Below are 15,409 nucleotides of genomic sequence, written 5' to 3' on the forward strand. Positions count from 1 at the left end.
GAGTCGGCAGGGCCGACGCGAAAGCGCCGCATTATAAACAGCGCTTTTCCTGGCGGGCGGGAACTCCATCGGGAAAAATCTGCTAACAATGGCTGGCACGGCAGTACGCGGCCTTCGGCCATAATGCCGCCACTCAACTAAGGGGAAGATGCATGAGCACTGCAGCTGCGCCGGAAGGCGAAAAAATCCTGATCGTCGACGATGACCCTGGTCTGCGCCGTCTGCTGGAGCGCTTCCTCAGCGAGCAGGGCTACCGCGTGCGTGCGGTGGAAAACGTCGAGCAGATGGATCGCCTGTTGTCCCGTGAGCTGTTCCAGTTGCTCGTGCTGGATCTGATGCTGCCGGGCGAGGACGGCCTGTCCGCCTGCCGCCGCCTGCGCGAAGCGAACAACCAGATGCCGATCATCATGCTCACCGCCAAGGGCGACGAGGCCAGCCGTATCCAGGGCCTGGAAGGCGGCGCCGATGATTACCTGGCCAAGCCGTTCAACCCCCGCGAGCTGCTGGCGCGGATCAAGGCCGTGCTGCGTCGGCAGGCGCCGGTCGTGCCAGGCGCGCCGGGCAGCGAGGACGCCACCGTCAGTTTCGGTGACTACGAGCTGTCCCTGGCCACTCGCGAGCTGAAGAAGGGCGACGAGCTGCACATGCTGACCACCGGCGAGTTCGCCGTGCTCAAGGCGCTGGTCCAGCATGCCCGCGAGCCTTTGACCCGCGACAAGCTGATGAACCTGGCCCGCGGCCGCGAATGGGATGCCCTGGAGCGCTCCATCGACGTGCAGATCAGTCGCTTGCGCCGGCTGATCGAGCCTGACCCGTCCAAGCCCCGATATATCCAGACCGTCTGGGGCGTGGGCTACGTCTTCGTGCCGGATGGCAATAAGTGATGGGGCGGGGGTGAGGGGGCAACTGCTGGCTTGTGGGCGGGTTGCGCTCCCTTGCGTATTGGCTGCCCTGCTGTTCGTAGGGATTCATGACTGGGCTGTAGCTATTGCCGCAGATCATGGCCGCAGCCTGCGCGGAGGTGTTGGCTGGGGGATCACGGTAGAGCTTGCTTTCTACTCCTTCGTTTTGCTGCTGATGGCGCAGGCCGTTGCAGCTTTGCGCTGGCCTGCCAGGCGTATTTGGGTAGCAGCCAGCGCCTGGTTGGTCTTCATGGTTCTGATGGTGCTGATGGCCAATCCGTTTGCTGCCTGGTCTCACCCCTATCGCTTTATCTTGCTACTGGTCTGCGCTGCGCTGGGGTTTGCCACAGTGCTGGCGGGGCAAGTCCTGTGGCAGAACCGCCTTGTATCACCAAGAGTTTGATTGATGAAAACCCCGCTCTGGTTCCCGCAAAGCTTCTTCGCCCGCACCCTGTGGCTGGTGCTCATCGTCGTGCTGTTCTCCAAGGCGCTGACCCTGGTGTACCTGATGATGAACGAGGATGTGCTGGTCGATCGCCAGTACAGCCACGGTGCGGCGCTGACCCTGCGCGCCTACTGGGCAGCCGACCCCGAAGACCGCCCGCACATTGCAGAGGCGGCAACGCTGACCCGCGTGCCCGGTGAACAGGTGCCGGCCACCGAGCAGCACTGGCCCTATTCGGAAATATTCCTGCGCCAGATGCAGTCTGAACTGGGCCCGGACACCGAGGTGCGAGTGCGGGTGCAGAGCCCGCCGGCGCTGTGGGTGCGGGCGCCGAGTCTGGGTGAGGACTGGCTCAAGGTGCCGTTGTATCCCTATCCGCTGCGTGGCCAGCGCATCTGGAGCGTGCTCGGCTGGTTCCTCGGTATTGGTCTGTTGTCCACCGCGGCCGCGTGGATTTTCGTCATGCAGCTCAATGCGCCGCTCAAGCGCCTGGTGTTCGCCGCCCGCCAGTTCGGCCAGGGGCGCAGCGTACGTCTGCCGGTTGGCGACACGCCAAGCGAGATGACGGAGGTGTACCGAGCGTTCAACCAGATGGCCGACGACATCGAGCTAGGCGCCCGCGAGCGTGAACTGATGCTGGCGGGCGTGTCGCATGATCTGCGTACACCGTTGACCCGCCTGCGCCTGTCGCTGGAGCTGATGAGCAGTGACGCCGAGCTGACCGAAGACATGATCCGCGATGTCGAGGACATGAACGCCATCCTCGACCAGTTCCTCGCCTTCATCCGCGACGGCCGTGACGAGAAGCCCGAGCCGTGTGATCTGGCGGCCCTGGTACGCGAGGTGGTGGCGCCTTATAACCAGCACGCCGAGCAGGTACACCTGTACCTGGAGCCCCTGCCACAGTTTCCGCTGCGGCGCGTGTCGGTCAAGCGCCTGCTGGCCAACCTGCTGGATAACGCCCTGCGCTATGGCGGACAGAGCGTCGAGGTGGTGACCAGCCTGGCCGGTGACGAGAGCGCGCCCTATGTGGTGCTCAGTGTGCTGGACCGCGGTCCGGGTATTGCGGCGGCGGAGATGGACGAGATCTTCAACCCCTTCATCCGTGGCGATCGTGCACGTGGCGGCAAGGGCACGGGGCTGGGCTTGGCCATCGTCAAGCGCATCGCGGCCCTGCACGGCGGCAGTGTGGAGCTGCGTAACCGCTCCGGTGGCGGCCTCGAAGCACGCATCTGTCTGCCGCTGGGGTTGTTGCTGCCGCGCCACGCCAGCTGATTCCTGCGACCAGCCCTGGGTGACTGGGCTGATCTATGCTGCACTGGTGATCAGCATGAGGTCCGCATGGCTGCAGCGACCGACCGACTGCCGAGGTGGAGCTGGTGGCTGCCGCTGCCCTTGCTGCATCTGGCAACCTGGATATCCCTGTCGACTCAGTTCGCCAGCGGCATTGCGCTCTGTTACCTGCCGTTTGTTCTGGGCCTGTGCGGTGTGCTCTGGTGGGGCGTGCGGGTGTTGCCGGCGGTCTATCTCAACGCGTTGCTGAGTGCTCCTTTGTGGGGGCTCGACTGGCGTCTGGCGCCGCTGCATGCACTGCCCGAGGTGTTGGCGCTGGGCCTGGCCTGGTTGGCCCTGGGCAGCCGTGGCGACGTGGCCCTGCCGAATCTGGGCAATCTCTGGCGCCTGCTGGTCCTTGGCGTACTCGGTCCCGCCCTGGTATTGGCCCTGGGCATGCAAGCCGGCCTATTGCTGGCAGGGCAGCTGCAGGTTGAGGCGTTGCCGGCGGCAGTGTTCCATGTCTGGCTGCTCGACAGCCTATGTGCCATCGCTCTGGGGGTGCCGTTACTGGTTTACCTCACGCCCTGGCTACGCCTCCGGCGCTGGGCATTGCCGGCGAGTCGCCTTTGCCGCAGATCGTCCGAGGGCGTTGCCGAACAGTGGTGGTTGCTGGTGCCGGTCGGGCTGGCGGCGTCTCTGGCGTTGTGGGGGCTGCCGATGTTGGTGCTGCTACCGCTGCTGGGCTGTGTACTGCTGTCTCTGGCAGTGCTCCGTGGTTTTGCCGGCGCCGTACAGGGGGTTGTGCCAACGCTGCTGGCGGCGCTGCTGTTGCCCTTGCTGCAGCCCATGACCTGGCAGACCGAGCATGGCTGGGAGGTCTACCTGTTCCTCCTGTTGCTGGCTGTCAGCAGCCTGCTGGTGGGCAGGGCGCGCAGTGATCTGCATGAGACGCGCCGTCAGGGCGCGGCGCTGCAAACGGATCTGACCCTGGCCAACCTGGCGCTGCAGGCCTGCCCGCTCGGGGTGTCGATTTCCGATGTGCGCCAGCCCGGCGTGCCCTTCATTTATTGCAACCCGGCGCTGGAGCGCATCAGCGGCTACAGTCGCGAGGAAATTATTGGCGCCTCCAGCCGACTGCTGGTCGATCAGGATGAGTCGCAGAGCGGCCAGTTGCGTGTGCGTCAGGCTATCCGTAGCGGGGTGGTGCATCAGGAGGTGCTACGCAATTACCGCAAGAATGGCCAGTTTTTCTGGAACGAGGTGACGGTCGCGCCGTTGCTGGACGACTACGGTCAGGTCAGTCATGTGGTGACGCTTAACCATGATGTCAGCGAGCGCGAACGGATCGCCACAGAGCTGGCGCGCAGCCGTGAGGAGTTGCTGCGTCAGGCCCATCTGCTGAGCCAGACCGAGGCGGTGGCTGATATCGGTGGCTGGGTGCTGGAGGTGGCTGACCAGCGCATGCACTGGACCGATGGCTGCTTTCGCCTCAATGAACTGGACCCGAAGGATGGTGCGCCCAACCTGCAGGCCTCCCTGGCCCGTTATGACGAAGACAGTCGTCAGTTGATCGAGGCCACCCTGACCGAGGTACTGCGTACCGGCCAGGCCTTTGATCTGGAAGCGCGTCTGACTGGCGCCAGGGGCACCCAGCGCTGGGTACGGGTGAAGGGCTTTCCTGAGTTCGACGGCGAACGGCCGGTGCGCCTGTACGGGACACTTCAGGATGTCAGCGCCCGCAAGCGTGCCGAGCAGCAGTTGCGTGAGCGGGATGAGTGGCTGCGGCTGTTCTTCGAGGCGCCCCTGATCGGCATGGCCATGATTGGCCCGCAGCGGCAGTGGCTGGAGGTCAATTTCAAGTTGTGCCAGATCCTCGGGCGCAATCGTGAGGAGTTGCTCGCCTGCCGCTGGTCGGACATCAGCCATGGCGATGACCTGCCGCATGAGGAGCCGCTGTTTGCCGCCATGCATTCGGGCGAGCGGGATGACTACGAAATGGAGAAGCGCTTCCTGCGCAAGGATGGCAGCGCCGTCTACACCCGCGTCAGCCTGCGTGCGGTGCGCAGTGCCAGCGGGCAGCTGGAGGCCTGCCTGGGTCTGATCGAGGACATCACCGCCCGCCGCGAGGCCGAGGCGCGTTACCACACCCTGGTTGAGCATGCGCCTGAGGCCATCCTGCTGTTCAGCCCGCAAGGTGGCATCATCGAGGCCAATGCCAACGCGCTGCGCCTGTTCCGCTGCAGTCGTCATGACCTGCTCGGGCGCAAGCCAAGTGAGCTGAGCCCGCCGTCTCAGCTCGATGGCCGCGCGTCCGAAGCGGCCGGCCGGGCTTATGTCGCACAGGCGATTGCCGGCGAAATGCCGGTGTTCGAATGGCTGCACCGTGACAGCGTCGGTCGCCAGCTGCCCTGCGAAATTCGTTTGGTGCGCATGCCGGGTGAGCCGCTGCTGCTGCGCGCCAGCATCATCGACATCTCCGAGCGTCAGCGCTACCAGCGCGAGATCGAACGCCTGGCCTTCAGCGACGAGCTGACCGGCCTGCCCAACCGCCGTTTGCTGCAGGATCGCCTGCAGCAGGCCATGGCCCGAGAACGCCGCGAAGGGCTGTTCGGGGCGTTGCTGTTCATCGATCTCGACCATTTCAAAACGGTCAACGACAGCCTCGGTCATCCCGTTGGCGATGCCTTGCTGCGCGAGGTCACGGCTCGTCTGGGTAGCTGTCTGCGGGCCGAAGACACCTTGGCCAGGCTCGGCGGCGACGAGTTCGTCGTGCTGCTGGAAACGCTGGCGGACAACCAGGCCCTGGCGGCCGAACTGGCCGCTGAAGTGGGCGAGAAACTGCTCGAAGGCCTGCAGGGCTGCTTCCGCATTGGCGACCACGAGCTGGCGGTAACGGCGAGCATCGGCATTACCCTGCACCCGCTGGCGGGGCAGGATGCGGCCGATGCCCTCAAGCAGTCGGATACCGCCATGTACCGGGCCAAGCATGCCGGGCGCAATGCCCTGCATTTCTTCGCCGCCGAGATGCAGGCGGTGATCGACCAGCGCCTGCAGTTGCAGAGTGAGCTGCGCCAGGCGATCGCCCGTGATCAGCTGTCACTGATGTTCCAGCCGCAGCTGGTGCTGGGCAGTGGCCAGGTAGCGGGAGCCGAGGTGCTGCTGCGCTGGACGCATCCCGAGCGTGGCGAAATTCCACCGGCGCAGTTCATTCCCCTGGCCGAGGAAACCGGGCTGATCCAGGAAATCGGCGACTGGGTGCTGCAGCGTGCGTGCGCCTGTCTGGCCGACTGGCAGCAACAGTGGCCGCAGCTGGTGCTGGCGGTCAACCTCAGCCCGCGCGAGCTACGCCGTGGCGACTGCGCCGAGCGCATCCGCAGCTGTCTGGAACGCCACAAACTGCCGGCCCGTGGGCTGGAGCTGGAAATCACCGAGGGCGTGCTGCTGGAGGACGTCGAGCACTGCATTGCCACCATGCATCAGCTCAAGGCGTTGGGCGTGCGCTTCGCCATCGATGACTTCGGTACGGGCTATTCCTCGCTGACCTACCTGAAGCGCCTGCCGCTGGATCGGTTGAAGATCGACCGCAGCTTCATCAGCGACCTGGAAGGCGAGGCCAGCGGGCGCATGCTGGTGGAAACCATCCTGCTCATCGCCCGTAACCTGGGGCTGGAGTGCGTGGCCGAAGGCATCGAGAACGAGGCTCAGCTGGCCTGGTTGCGCCAGCATGACTGCCTGCTGGGCCAGGGCTTCTACTTCGGCCGGCCGCTGAGCGAGCGGGCGTTCCTGCAGTGGATGGCGGCTCGCGGCGGCTGAGCCGCGTGCTCGGCTCAACCGCGGCCGCGGGTCCGCGTCTGCCCCGGCATGGCGTTCTTCTCCAGGTACTGGATGATGATGCTGGCTACGTCCTTGCTGGTGGTGGTTTCGATGCCTTCCAGGCCTGGCGAGGAGTTCACCTCCATCACCAGCGGGCCGTGATTGGAGCGCAGGATGTCCACGCCGGCCACCGACAGGCCCATGACCTTGGCCGCGCGGATGGCGGTCATGCGTTCTTCCGGGGTGATCTTGATCAGACTGGCCTGGCCGCCACGGTGCAGGTTGGAGCGGAATTCGCCGGGCTTGGCCTGGCGCTTCATCGCCGCGATGACCTTGTCACCGACCACGAAGCAGCGGATGTCAGCGCCGCCGGCTTCCTTGATGTATTCCTGCACCATGATGTTCTGCTTCAGGCCCATGAAGGCTTCGATCACCGATTCGGCGGCCTTCTCGGTTTCACAGAGCACCACGCCGATACCCTGGGTGCCTTCCAGCACCTTGATCACCAGCGGAGCGCCGCCGACCATGTGGATCAGGTCGGGAATGTCGTCCGGCGAGTGGGCAAAACCGGTCACCGGCAGGCCGATGCCCTTGCGCGACAACAGTTGCAGTGAGCGCAACTTGTCGCGCGAGCGGCTGATGGCCACCGACTCATTCAGCGGGAATACGCCCTGCATCTCGAACTGGCGCAGCACCGCGCAGCCGTAGAAGGTGACCGAGGCACCGATACGCGGGATGACCGCGTCGAAACCCTCCAGTGCCTGGCCGCGGTAGTGGATCTGCGGTTTGTGGCTGGCGATGTTCATGTAGGCGCGCAGGGTGTCGATCACCACCATCTCGTGCCCGCGCTGTTGGCCGGCCTCCAGCAGGCGGCGGGTCGAATAGAGACGCGGATTGCGCGACAGGATGGCGATCTTCATTGGGCACCGGAGGGCGAGGTGAGCTGGGGTTTGTCTTGTACGTAGGTGAGCGCCGGGTTGACCACCAGCTGTCCTTCGATCAGCGCCTTGGCGCCGAGCAGCACGCGGTAGCGCATGGTCTTGCGGCAGGCCAGGGTGAAATCCACCGGCCACAGGCGGTCGCCGAGGGCCAGTTGGGTGCGGATCACGTAGCGGGTCTGCGCCTGGCCGTTGGAGCTCTTGATGGTCTTCATCGTCACCAGCGGCGCTTCGCAGACATGGCGACGCTGCACCAGGGTGCCGAAGTGGGCGGTGAAACGCACCCAGCGTTCGCCATCGCGCTCGATCAGGCTGATGTCGCTGGCGTGCAGGGCCGAGGTGCTGGCACCGGTGTCGATCTTCGCCCGCAGGCCGACCATGCCCAGTTCGGGCAGGTTGATCCACTCACGCAGGCCGATTACTGACAGCTGGTCGAACGTCTTCAAATCAGACTTTCCCGGAAAATTGGAAGGATTCTAGCTGTGCCATGTGACAACGGCATCAGGCAAGATTCAGTCCTGTGAAGGAGATGAGCATGAGCGACAAAGACGACGACAAGGTGCGCCTGGACAAATGGCTCTGGGCCGCGCGCTTCTACAAGACCCGCAGCCTGGCCAAAGAGGCCATTGAGGGCGGCAAGGTGCATTGCCGGGGCGAGCGCTGCAAGCCGGGCAAGGAGCCGAAGATCGGCGACGAGTATGTGCTGCGTACCGGTTTCGACGAACGAACCATCGTTGTACGGGCGTTATCCGTGGTGCGCCGTGGTGCGCCCGAGGCGCAGCTGCTTTATGAGGAAACGGCGGACAGCCTCGCTCGCCGGGAAGAAGCGGCGGCGCTGCGCAAGGCCGGCGCCCTGGGCGTGCAGACCGACGGGAAGCCGAACAAGAAGCAGCGTCGGCAGTTGCTCGGCCTGCGCGATTGAGTCAGCGGCTACGCAATACGCCGAGGCGTCCCACCACGGGCAGTTTCTGCAGCAGCGGCAGCAGGGGCTGGCACAGACGCTCCAGGCCGGCAGCGATCCATCCGGCCAGTGGTGTGCAGTAAGCCCAGGCGAAGCTGATCAGCGCGATGAACACGCCGCCTACGGCCACGTCCACCAGCCAATGGGCGCCGGTGACCAGGCGCGGCAGCATGAAGAACAGCACCAGGCCGATGCTGGTCAGCAGCTTCCAGCCACGAGCGAATTGCAGCATGAACAGGCCCCAGAGCAGCAGGACCGAGGCGTGATCGCCGGGGAAGCTGCGACTGGAGCGGTCCTTCAGCTCGAAAACGCGCTCCAGGCCGGGAAACGACTCGCTCAGGCGAATGGCGCCGGATACCTGTACGGAGGCGCTGGCGTGTTGCCAGCCAAGCGCTATCGCCAGCTTGGTGAACAGCACGCGGACGACCACCAGGACAGCGAGCAAGGCGAGAAAGTGCAGGAAGGCTGGGCGCAGTTCCTGGGGGCGGAACACCCAGCGCGGGTGGATCAGCAGGGTCAGCATCAGCGCGGCGACGAGGATGTCGCACAGGCGGATGCTGGTCAGCGCCCATAGCCAGTCCCATAGCGGATGCTGGTTGAGCGTACCGTTGAGGCTTTGGAATACCCAGAGATTGGCCGCGTCCCACAGGGCGCGAGTCGCGGGCAGCTGCCAGCTGAGCAGCAGGGCGAAGCCCAGCAGATTGAGGCCGATCAGTGCCGGCCATCGCCAGGCCGCTTGGATGCGCATGTCTTTGTCCATAAAATCCATCTCCTTTGTTTCGTGGCACACTCAGCGGCGCGTTTTATAAGTCGCTGCCATCGAAATGTCATCATTCCCTGATAAGCGGCAGTCCAATGCACGACCTTGATCACACCCAGCGTTTTCTGTTCGACGACACCGATGTGCGCGGTGAACTGGCCAGTCTCGGCGAGAGCTACCAGCATGTGCTGGCCAAGCACCCCTATCCGCAACCGGTGGCCCAATTGCTGGGCGAAATGCTGGCTGCCGCCTCGTTGCTGGTCGGTACCCTCAAGTTCGATGGCCTGCTGATTCTGCAGGTGCGCTCTTCCGGCGCGGTTCCGCTGCTGATGATCGAGTGCTCCAGCGAGCGCGAGGTGCGCGGCATTGCCCGCTACCACTCCGAGCAGGTCGCTGCCGATGCCGGTTTGCGCGAGCTGATGCCGGACGGCGTGCTGGCCATCACCATCGATCCGCGCCAGGGGCAGCGCTACCAGGGTATTGTCGATCTGGAGGGGGCGAGCCTGGCTGAATGCCTGTCCAACTACTTCGCTACCTCGGAGCAGCTGGCCACCCGTTTCTGGCTGCACGCCGATGGGCAGCGTGCCCGCGGCCTGTTGCTGCAGCAGTTGCCGGCCGAACGGCTGCGTGAGCCGGAGGAGCGCGAGGCCAGCTGGCAGCATGTGCTGACCCTGGCCGACACGCTGTCCGCCGAGGAGCTGCTGGGCCTGGACAACGAGACGGTGCTGCATCGCCTGTACCATCAGGAGGCGGTGCGCCTGTTCGAGCCGCAGGCGCTGTGCTTCCGCTGCAGCTGCTCGCGCGAGCGCTCCTCGCGCGCCCTGATCAGCCTGGGTGAAGTGGATGCGCAGGCGTTGCTGGAGGAGCATGATGGCCAGGTGGTGATCGATTGCCAGTTCTGCAACCAGCGCTACGCCTTCGACGCGGCCGATGTGGCCCAGCTGTTCGCCGGTGGTGGCAGCGAAGCGCCTTCGGGAACTCGCCACTAGTTCGATAGCCGAACTCTATTGAAAGCCATAGCGGACAAGAGGCTGCCAAGGAAAGAGCTTTTCTGGCATACTCCCGCGACTTTTTTATCGCTGTAGTGAAGTTTCTGACCCACTACACAAGTTTGGAAGACTCGGCCGCGGCCGACGGGGATCCTCATGACGCAAGCCAATACCGCCGTTTACACCGATATCAGCGCTGCCCAACTGGTCGAAGAGGCCATTCGCCGTGGCGAGGGTGAGCTGGCCGCCAACGGCTCTCTGGTGGTTCGCACCGGCCACCGTACCGGCCGTTCGCCTGCTGATCGCTTCATCGTGCAGGAGCCCAGCACCGAGTCGAAGATCGCCTGGGGCGCGATCAACCGTCCGTTCCCGGCCGACAAGTTCGATGCCCTGTGGGATCGCGTCGAGGCCTTCAACAATGCCCAGGAACACTTCGTTTCCCACGTGCATGTCGGTTCCGCCGAGGCCCACTACCTGCCGGTCAAGATGACCACCCAGACCGCCTGGCAGAACCTGTTCGGCCGCTGCCTGTTCATCAACCCGGAAACCTACAACCCGGGCGCCAAGGCCGAGTGGCAGATCCTCAATGTCGCCAACTTCGAGTGCGTACCCGAGCGCGACGGCACCAACTCCGACGGCTGCGTGATCATCAACTTCGCCCAGAAGAAGGTGCTGCTGGCCGGTATGCGCTACGCCGGTGAGATGAAGAAAGCCATGTTCTCCGTGCAGAACTTCCTGCTGCCGGAAGCCGACGTGCTGCCGATGCACTGCGCCGCCAACATCGGCGAAGAGGGCGACGTGACCCTGTTCTTCGGTCTGTCCGGCACCGGCAAGACCACCCTGTCCGCCGACCCGAGCCGCTACCTGATCGGCGACGACGAGCACGGCTGGGGCGAGGGCGTGGTGTTCAATATCGAGGGCGGTTGCTATGCCAAGTGCATCGACCTGTCCGAGAAGAACGAGCCGGTGATCTGGAAAGCCATCCAGTTCGGTGCCGTGCTGGAGAACGTGGTACTCGACGAGAACCGCGTACCGAACTACGCCGACGACAGCCTGACCCAGAACAGCCGCGCGGCCTACCCGCTGGAGCTGGTCGAGAAGCGCTCCGAGAAGAACCTTGGTGGCGAGCCGAATGCCGTGATCTTCCTGACCTGCGACCTGACCGGCGTACTGCCGCCGGTGTCGATCCTCAGCGAAGAGCAGGCGGCTTACCACTTCCTCTCCGGCTACACCGCGCTGGTCGGTTCCACCGAGATGGGCAGCGGCGGCGGCATCAAGTCGACCTTCTCCACCTGCTTCGGCGCGCCGTTCTTCCCACGTCCGGCTGGCGAGTACGCCGAACTGCTGATCAAGCGTATCCGCGGCTTCAACTCCAAGGTCTACCTGGTCAACACCGGCTGGACCGGCGGTGGCTACGGCGTTGGCAAGCGCTTCAACATCCCGACCACCCGTGGCGTGATCGCTGCCATCCAGAGCGGTGCTCTGGTGGGTGCCGAGACCGAGCAGCTGCCGATCATCAACCTGAGCGTGCCGAAGGCCGTTCCGGGCGTCGAAACCAATCTGCTCAACCCGCGCAACACCTGGGCCGACGGCAACGCCTACGACGAAGCCGCCAAGGGCCTGGCTCAGCAGTTCATCGACAACTTCAAGAAGTTCGATGTGTCTGATGCCATCCGCAACGCCGGCCCGCAGCTGTAAGCTCAAGGCCAATGAAAAAGCCGCCCTCGGGCGGCTTTTTTGTGCGCTGTCGACAGGCGATCAGGCACGGGTTGCAGCGTAGGGCTCCGGCTTGGCCGGATCGGTCTCAGGCCGCTCGGGGCGGCTGGCTATGTCTGCGATGTTCTGTGCCCGGTCGTTGCGCTGTTGTGCTTCACGCAGCTGCGTCGCGGTCTCCAACGGACTCGGCCGGCTATCGACTTCGCCTTCGCTGGCGACTGCCAGATAGGTTTCGATCTGCCGTTGCTGGGTGTTGGCGCTGTAGATGCGTGTCGCGGCATCGCGCTGGGCGGCCTGGCTCAGTTCGCGGCTTTCCTGGCGCTCGCTGACTCGGTCGGAAGCAGCGTCCACGGCCTTGTTCACCTGTTCGGGGCTGGCCGGGCCGTACTTGTTGATGACCTGGGTCGAGAGGGGCAGATTGCCGCTGTTGCCGGTTACCTGCATCGGTGCTCTCCCTGTGGTTGCCTTGTTTCACTTTAATCCAGGGCACAGGGTGGCATTAGATTGATTGGCGATAGGCTCGCCAGGGCTCAGGAGCCGTCAGGGGTCATAAGGCGCTCGTGAGCGTCGATGGTGTCTGCCAGGGCGCCTGGGTGGAACAGGCTGGCAAGAATCAGCAAGAGTGGTGCGAAGCGTTTCATGGCGGTCTCCCAAATGGTCAATGGAGGACTGCTGGCGGCTTCAGTCGATTACCTCGGCGCCCAAAATCGTTGGTTCAGGCAGGGCGGCGGGCATCGGACAGATCTGCAGGTATTTGATGCTTTCACGTGGAATCAGTAGCAGATCACCGTCCACCTCGATGCTTAGAAAAGGCGATTCGAGCTGTTTACGCAAGCTTCGGGCGACATCGACCGGATCTTCACTCTGCTTTGGGAAGCGCAATGCCAGGCGTTGGCCATCCTGGAAATACAGGTACAGGTTCTTCAGTGGCTTCATGGGGGCTCCTGTAAGGGCGCCCCGTGGGCGTCCCTAGTTGCGGTCGGCCAGCACGCCGATCAGGAAAAAGACTAGTAGCAGTACCGGCGACAGGGTGAAATTGTTGAAGTAGCCCAGGCCTTTGGCCAGCCAGGGCGTCAGGAAGACGATGGCCAGGCCATAGCCGATGGCGCAGACCAGTACGAAGATCAGGGTGCGCAGAATGAAGTTCAGGCTGCTGATGGAGCGCTGAACCCAGGCGTTGATACCCGGGCCGAACAGCACGAAGAGGGTGGCCATGATGGCCAGGGAGATGTCGTACAGGTTGCCGCGGCACCAGCGCGAGAGGGTGGCGATCAGGTCGAGTACGAGATCCATCGGGTGTCCTTGTTGTGATTATGGAGGTGCCGGCAGTTTACCGTCTGTCGGTCGGGCTGCGGTAGGCGCAAGAGCCAGGCCTTCGGCTCGCCAAACGGTCGCACGGTTCCATTTGCGAGCGGGGCTCAGGGCAGGAAGTGCTGCAGCAGGTCGTTGAGGAACAACTGGCCTTCGCGGGTGGCGACCAGGCGTTGCGGGTCGCCTAGCAGCAGCTGGCGCGCCTCGGCCTCGCGCCGTGCATCGACGAGGCTTTCCAGTGGCAGGCCGGTGCGCTGCTCGAACAGTGCGGCGGGCACGCCCTCGGTCAGGCGTAGCACGTTCATCAGGAACTCGAAGGGCAGTTCTTCGGCATCCAGAAGCCGCTCGCCGGCCTGGAAGGATTTGCCGCTGTCCAGGTAGTCCTTGGGCAGGCGGGTCTTCCAGGTGCGCGCGATACGCCCATGAGGGCTGCTCAGCTTGGCGTGGGCGCCGGCGCCGATGCCGAGGAAGTCGCCGAAGGTCCAGTAGTTGAGGTTGTGTCGCGCCGCCTTGCCTGGCTGGGCGTAGGCGGAGACTTCGTATTGCGCATAGCCTTCGGCGGCGAGCAGGGCCTGGCCGGCTTCCTGGATGTCCCAAAGCTGGTCGTCCTCGGGCAGCTCGGGCGGCTGGCTCCAGAACACCGTGTTCGGCTCCATGGTCAGCTGATACCAGGACAGGTGCGTCGGGCCCTGGGCGATGGCGGTGCGCAGGTCGTACAGCGCATCCGCGATGCTCTGCTCGGGCAGGCCATGCATCAGGTCGAGGTTGAAGTTGTCGAAGCCGGCGGCGCGCGCCATGTCGGCGGCGCGGATTGCTTCGTCACCATTGTGGATGCGGCCAAGAGCCTTGAGCTTGGCCTCCTGAAAACTCTGCACGCCAATCGACAGGCGATTGATGCCGAGGCTGCGGTAGTCGCGAAACTTGGCCTGCTCGAAGGTGCCGGGATTGGCCTCCAGGGTGATCTCGATATCACTGGCGAATGGCACGCGGCGCTGTACGCCTTCGAGCAGGCGGCCGAGGGCCTTGGCCGAGAACAGGCTGGGCGTGCCGCCGCCAAAGAAGATCGAGGTCAGCTCACGACCGTGGGCGTGTGCCTGATCGGCGTCGAGGTCGGCCAGCAGGGCGTCGACGTACTCCTCTTCCGGCAGGCTCGGGCCTGCGGCGTGGGAGTTGAAGTCGCAGTAGGGGCATTTGCGCACGCACCACGGGATGTGGATGTACAGCGCAAGGGGCGGCAGCTGGAAGCCACCGCCGGCGGGTGTGTTCATGCGAGCCCCAGGCGCTGCTTGAGCAGGGCCATGGCGCGGGCGCGGTGGCTGATGCGGTTCTTTTCGTCACTGGCCAGTTCGGCGCTGGAGCATTGACGCTCGGGCACCCAGAACAGCGGGTCATAGCCGAAGCCTTCGGCGCCACGTGCTTCGCGCAGGATGCTGCCTGGCCACAGGCCTTCGCAGAGGATCGGCAGTGGGTCGTCGGCATGCCGCACCAGGGCCAGTGCGCAGACGAACTGGGCGCCGCGCTCGGCATCTGGCACATCCTTCAGCGCTTCCAGCAGCTTGGCGTTGTTGGCGGCGTCACCCTGGCCATCGGCATAGCGCGCCGAGTAGATGCCGGGGGCACCGCCGAGGCAGTCCACGGCCAGGCCGGAGTCGTCAGCCAGTGCCGGCAGGCCGGAAATGCGCGCGGCGTTGCGTGCCTTGAGAATGGCGTTCTCGACGAAGGACAGGCCGGTTTCATCCGGTTCGACGCTGGAGAACTCGCCAATCGAGCGCACGCGCACATGCTCGCCGAGCATGGCTTGCAGTTCCTTGAGTTTGCCGGCGTTGTGGCTGGCCAGTACCAGTTCTGTGAAGGGCATGGTCATTCGTCCGGAAACACTTCCTGGTTGAAGGTAAGGGTATTGGGGGCGCTGTCACCGACCTGTACTTGAATGCTGAAGGTCAGCACTTCGCGCTGGCGCAGGGGGAATTCGGCCAGGTAGTACACGGCGCCGCTTTCCAGCACTTGCTTGAACTGCAGAGGGCTGGTCTGGCCCAGCAGGTTCTTCACGCTGCCGCTGACCTTGGCCGGCTGGCCTTTGCCGTCCTTGAGCGCGGCGATGTTGAGCACGCCGATGGTCTTGCTGCGGGTCAGACCCACGGCCGCGGCGATATCCGGTTGCAGGAAGCTGGAGTTGAAGGTGCTGTAGTGCACGTCCAGCTCGCCGAAGGTCTGTTTGCGCTCGGCAACGGCAGGCAGGGCGAGTAGCAGGCAGAACACGAGAGATACGAAGCGTTGCATGAGAGTCCTCCGGTGCGTC

16 protein-coding genes are annotated in these 15,409 nt (G+C 64.4%); 7 read left to right on the forward strand and 9 right to left on the reverse strand.

The genetic code is table 11. The annotated features are described in order from the left end of the window. The first annotated feature begins 152 nt into the window (after positions 1-152). The 4 genes from ompR to P7A97_RS01600 all read left to right on the forward strand — a co-directional run bounded on the left by ompR (position 153) and on the right by P7A97_RS01600 (position 6,435). Entirely contained in the window at positions 153-884 is a 732-nt protein-coding gene (gene ompR, locus P7A97_RS01585; RefSeq protein ID WP_277688169.1) for a two-component system response regulator OmpR, read from the forward strand. A 58-nt stretch (positions 885-942) separates the two neighbouring features. Then, on the forward strand, positions 943-1,305 hold the full coding sequence (locus tag P7A97_RS01590; RefSeq protein WP_277688170.1) for a hypothetical protein: 363 nt from the start codon (positions 943-945) through the stop codon (positions 1,303-1,305). A gap of 3 nt (positions 1,306-1,308) precedes the next feature. Continuing rightward, positions 1,309-2,622, forward strand: a complete 1,314-nt coding sequence (locus tag P7A97_RS01595; RefSeq protein ID WP_277688171.1) for an ATP-binding protein — start codon at positions 1,309-1,311, stop codon at positions 2,620-2,622. A 66-nt stretch (positions 2,623-2,688) separates the two neighbouring features. Continuing rightward, on the forward strand, positions 2,689-6,435 hold the full coding sequence (locus tag P7A97_RS01600) for an EAL domain-containing protein (RefSeq protein WP_277688172.1): 3,747 nt from the start codon (positions 2,689-2,691) through the stop codon (positions 6,433-6,435). A gap of 14 nt (positions 6,436-6,449) precedes the next feature. Here the strand turns inward: P7A97_RS01600 and rimK are convergent, their stop codons facing one another. Further along, positions 6,450-7,355, reverse strand: coding sequence for a 30S ribosomal protein S6--L-glutamate ligase (gene rimK, locus P7A97_RS01605; protein ID WP_277688173.1), 906 nt, complete (start codon positions 7,353-7,355; stop codon positions 6,450-6,452). Further along, entirely contained in the window at positions 7,352-7,786 is a 435-nt protein-coding gene (locus P7A97_RS01610; RefSeq protein WP_277688372.1) for an ATP-dependent zinc protease, read from the reverse strand. The genes rimK and P7A97_RS01610 overlap by 4 nt, the downstream gene beginning before the upstream one ends. A gap of 122 nt (positions 7,787-7,908) precedes the next feature. On the opposite strand from P7A97_RS01610, the gene P7A97_RS01615 reads away from it, so the two are divergent. Further along, positions 7,909-8,295: a S4 domain-containing protein gene (locus tag P7A97_RS01615; RefSeq protein WP_277688174.1), complete on the forward strand. Its 387-nt coding sequence runs from the start codon at positions 7,909-7,911 to the stop codon at positions 8,293-8,295. Between the two features lies 1 nt (position 8,296). On the opposite strand, the gene P7A97_RS01620 is transcribed toward P7A97_RS01615, so the two are convergent. Further along, positions 8,297-9,094, reverse strand: a complete 798-nt coding sequence (locus P7A97_RS01620; protein WP_277688175.1) for a phosphatase PAP2 family protein — start codon at positions 9,092-9,094, stop codon at positions 8,297-8,299. A gap of 95 nt (positions 9,095-9,189) precedes the next feature. Between P7A97_RS01620 and hslO the strand changes: the two genes are divergently transcribed. Together hslO and P7A97_RS01630 are read left to right on the forward strand one after the other, a co-directional pair. Then, positions 9,190-10,083, forward strand: a complete 894-nt coding sequence (gene hslO / locus P7A97_RS01625; RefSeq protein WP_277688176.1) for an Hsp33 family molecular chaperone HslO — start codon at positions 9,190-9,192, stop codon at positions 10,081-10,083. 156 nt (positions 10,084-10,239) lie between these two features. Beyond that, complete coding sequence (locus tag P7A97_RS01630; RefSeq protein ID WP_277688177.1) at positions 10,240-11,781, forward strand: phosphoenolpyruvate carboxykinase; 1,542 nt, start codon at positions 10,240-10,242, stop codon at positions 11,779-11,781. A gap of 60 nt (positions 11,782-11,841) precedes the next feature. Here the strand turns inward: P7A97_RS01630 and P7A97_RS01635 are convergent, their stop codons facing one another. From P7A97_RS01635 to P7A97_RS01660, 6 genes are all read right to left on the reverse strand, one after another. After that, complete coding sequence (locus P7A97_RS01635; protein WP_277688178.1) at positions 11,842-12,243, reverse strand: hypothetical protein; 402 nt, start codon at positions 12,241-12,243, stop codon at positions 11,842-11,844. 237 nt (positions 12,244-12,480) lie between these two features. Then, entirely contained in the window at positions 12,481-12,735 is a 255-nt protein-coding gene (locus P7A97_RS01640; protein ID WP_277688179.1) for a hypothetical protein, read from the reverse strand. Between the two features lie 33 nt (positions 12,736-12,768). Further along, a complete protein-coding gene (locus P7A97_RS01645; protein WP_277688180.1) occupies positions 12,769-13,092 on the reverse strand; it encodes a DUF3392 domain-containing protein in 324 nt (107 codons plus the stop codon). A 125-nt stretch (positions 13,093-13,217) separates the two neighbouring features. Next, positions 13,218-14,378: a radical SAM family heme chaperone HemW gene (gene hemW, locus P7A97_RS01650; protein ID WP_277688181.1), complete on the reverse strand. Its 1,161-nt coding sequence runs from the start codon at positions 14,376-14,378 to the stop codon at positions 13,218-13,220. Beyond that, positions 14,375-14,968: an RdgB/HAM1 family non-canonical purine NTP pyrophosphatase gene (gene rdgB, locus P7A97_RS01655; RefSeq protein WP_277688182.1), complete on the reverse strand. Its 594-nt coding sequence runs from the start codon at positions 14,966-14,968 to the stop codon at positions 14,375-14,377. The genes hemW and rdgB overlap by 4 nt, the downstream gene beginning before the upstream one ends. Positions 14,969-14,970: 2 nt before the next feature. Beyond that, complete coding sequence (locus tag P7A97_RS01660; RefSeq protein WP_277688183.1) at positions 14,971-15,390, reverse strand: DUF4426 domain-containing protein; 420 nt, start codon at positions 15,388-15,390, stop codon at positions 14,971-14,973. Positions 15,391-15,409 lie beyond the last annotated feature (19 nt).

It is taken from the genome of Pseudomonas sp. GOM6 (assembly GCF_029537485.1).
Taxonomy (GTDB): Bacteria; Pseudomonadota; Gammaproteobacteria; order Pseudomonadales; family Pseudomonadaceae; genus Aquipseudomonas.

Coding starts and splice junctions, on each gene's coding strand:
- ompR (WP_277688169.1), top strand. CDS start 153: ATGAGCACTGCAGCTGCGCCGGAAGGCGAAAAAATCCTGATCGTCGAC.
- P7A97_RS01595 (WP_277688171.1), top strand. CDS start 1,309: ATGAAAACCCCGCTCTGGTTCCCGCAAAGCTTCTTCGCCCGCACCCTG.
- P7A97_RS01600 (WP_277688172.1), top strand. CDS start 2,689: ATGGCTGCAGCGACCGACCGACTGCCGAGGTGGAGCTGGTGGCTGCCG.
- rimK (WP_277688173.1), bottom strand. CDS start 7,355: ATGAAGATCGCCATCCTGTCGCGCAATCCGCGTCTCTATTCGACCCGC.
- P7A97_RS01615 (WP_277688174.1), top strand. CDS start 7,909: ATGAGCGACAAAGACGACGACAAGGTGCGCCTGGACAAATGGCTCTGG.
- P7A97_RS01620 (WP_277688175.1), bottom strand. CDS start 9,094: ATGGACAAAGACATGCGCATCCAAGCGGCCTGGCGATGGCCGGCACTG.
- hslO (WP_277688176.1), top strand. CDS start 9,190: ATGCACGACCTTGATCACACCCAGCGTTTTCTGTTCGACGACACCGAT.
- P7A97_RS01630 (WP_277688177.1), top strand. CDS start 10,240: ATGACGCAAGCCAATACCGCCGTTTACACCGATATCAGCGCTGCCCAA.
- P7A97_RS01635 (WP_277688178.1), bottom strand. CDS start 12,243: ATGCAGGTAACCGGCAACAGCGGCAATCTGCCCCTCTCGACCCAGGTC.
- P7A97_RS01640 (WP_277688179.1), bottom strand. CDS start 12,735: ATGAAGCCACTGAAGAACCTGTACCTGTATTTCCAGGATGGCCAACGC.
- P7A97_RS01645 (WP_277688180.1), bottom strand. CDS start 13,092: ATGGATCTCGTACTCGACCTGATCGCCACCCTCTCGCGCTGGTGCCGC.
- hemW (WP_277688181.1), bottom strand. CDS start 14,378: ATGAACACACCCGCCGGCGGTGGCTTCCAGCTGCCGCCCCTTGCGCTG.
- rdgB (WP_277688182.1), bottom strand. CDS start 14,968: ATGCCCTTCACAGAACTGGTACTGGCCAGCCACAACGCCGGCAAACTC.
- P7A97_RS01660 (WP_277688183.1), bottom strand. CDS start 15,390: ATGCAACGCTTCGTATCTCTCGTGTTCTGCCTGCTACTCGCCCTGCCT.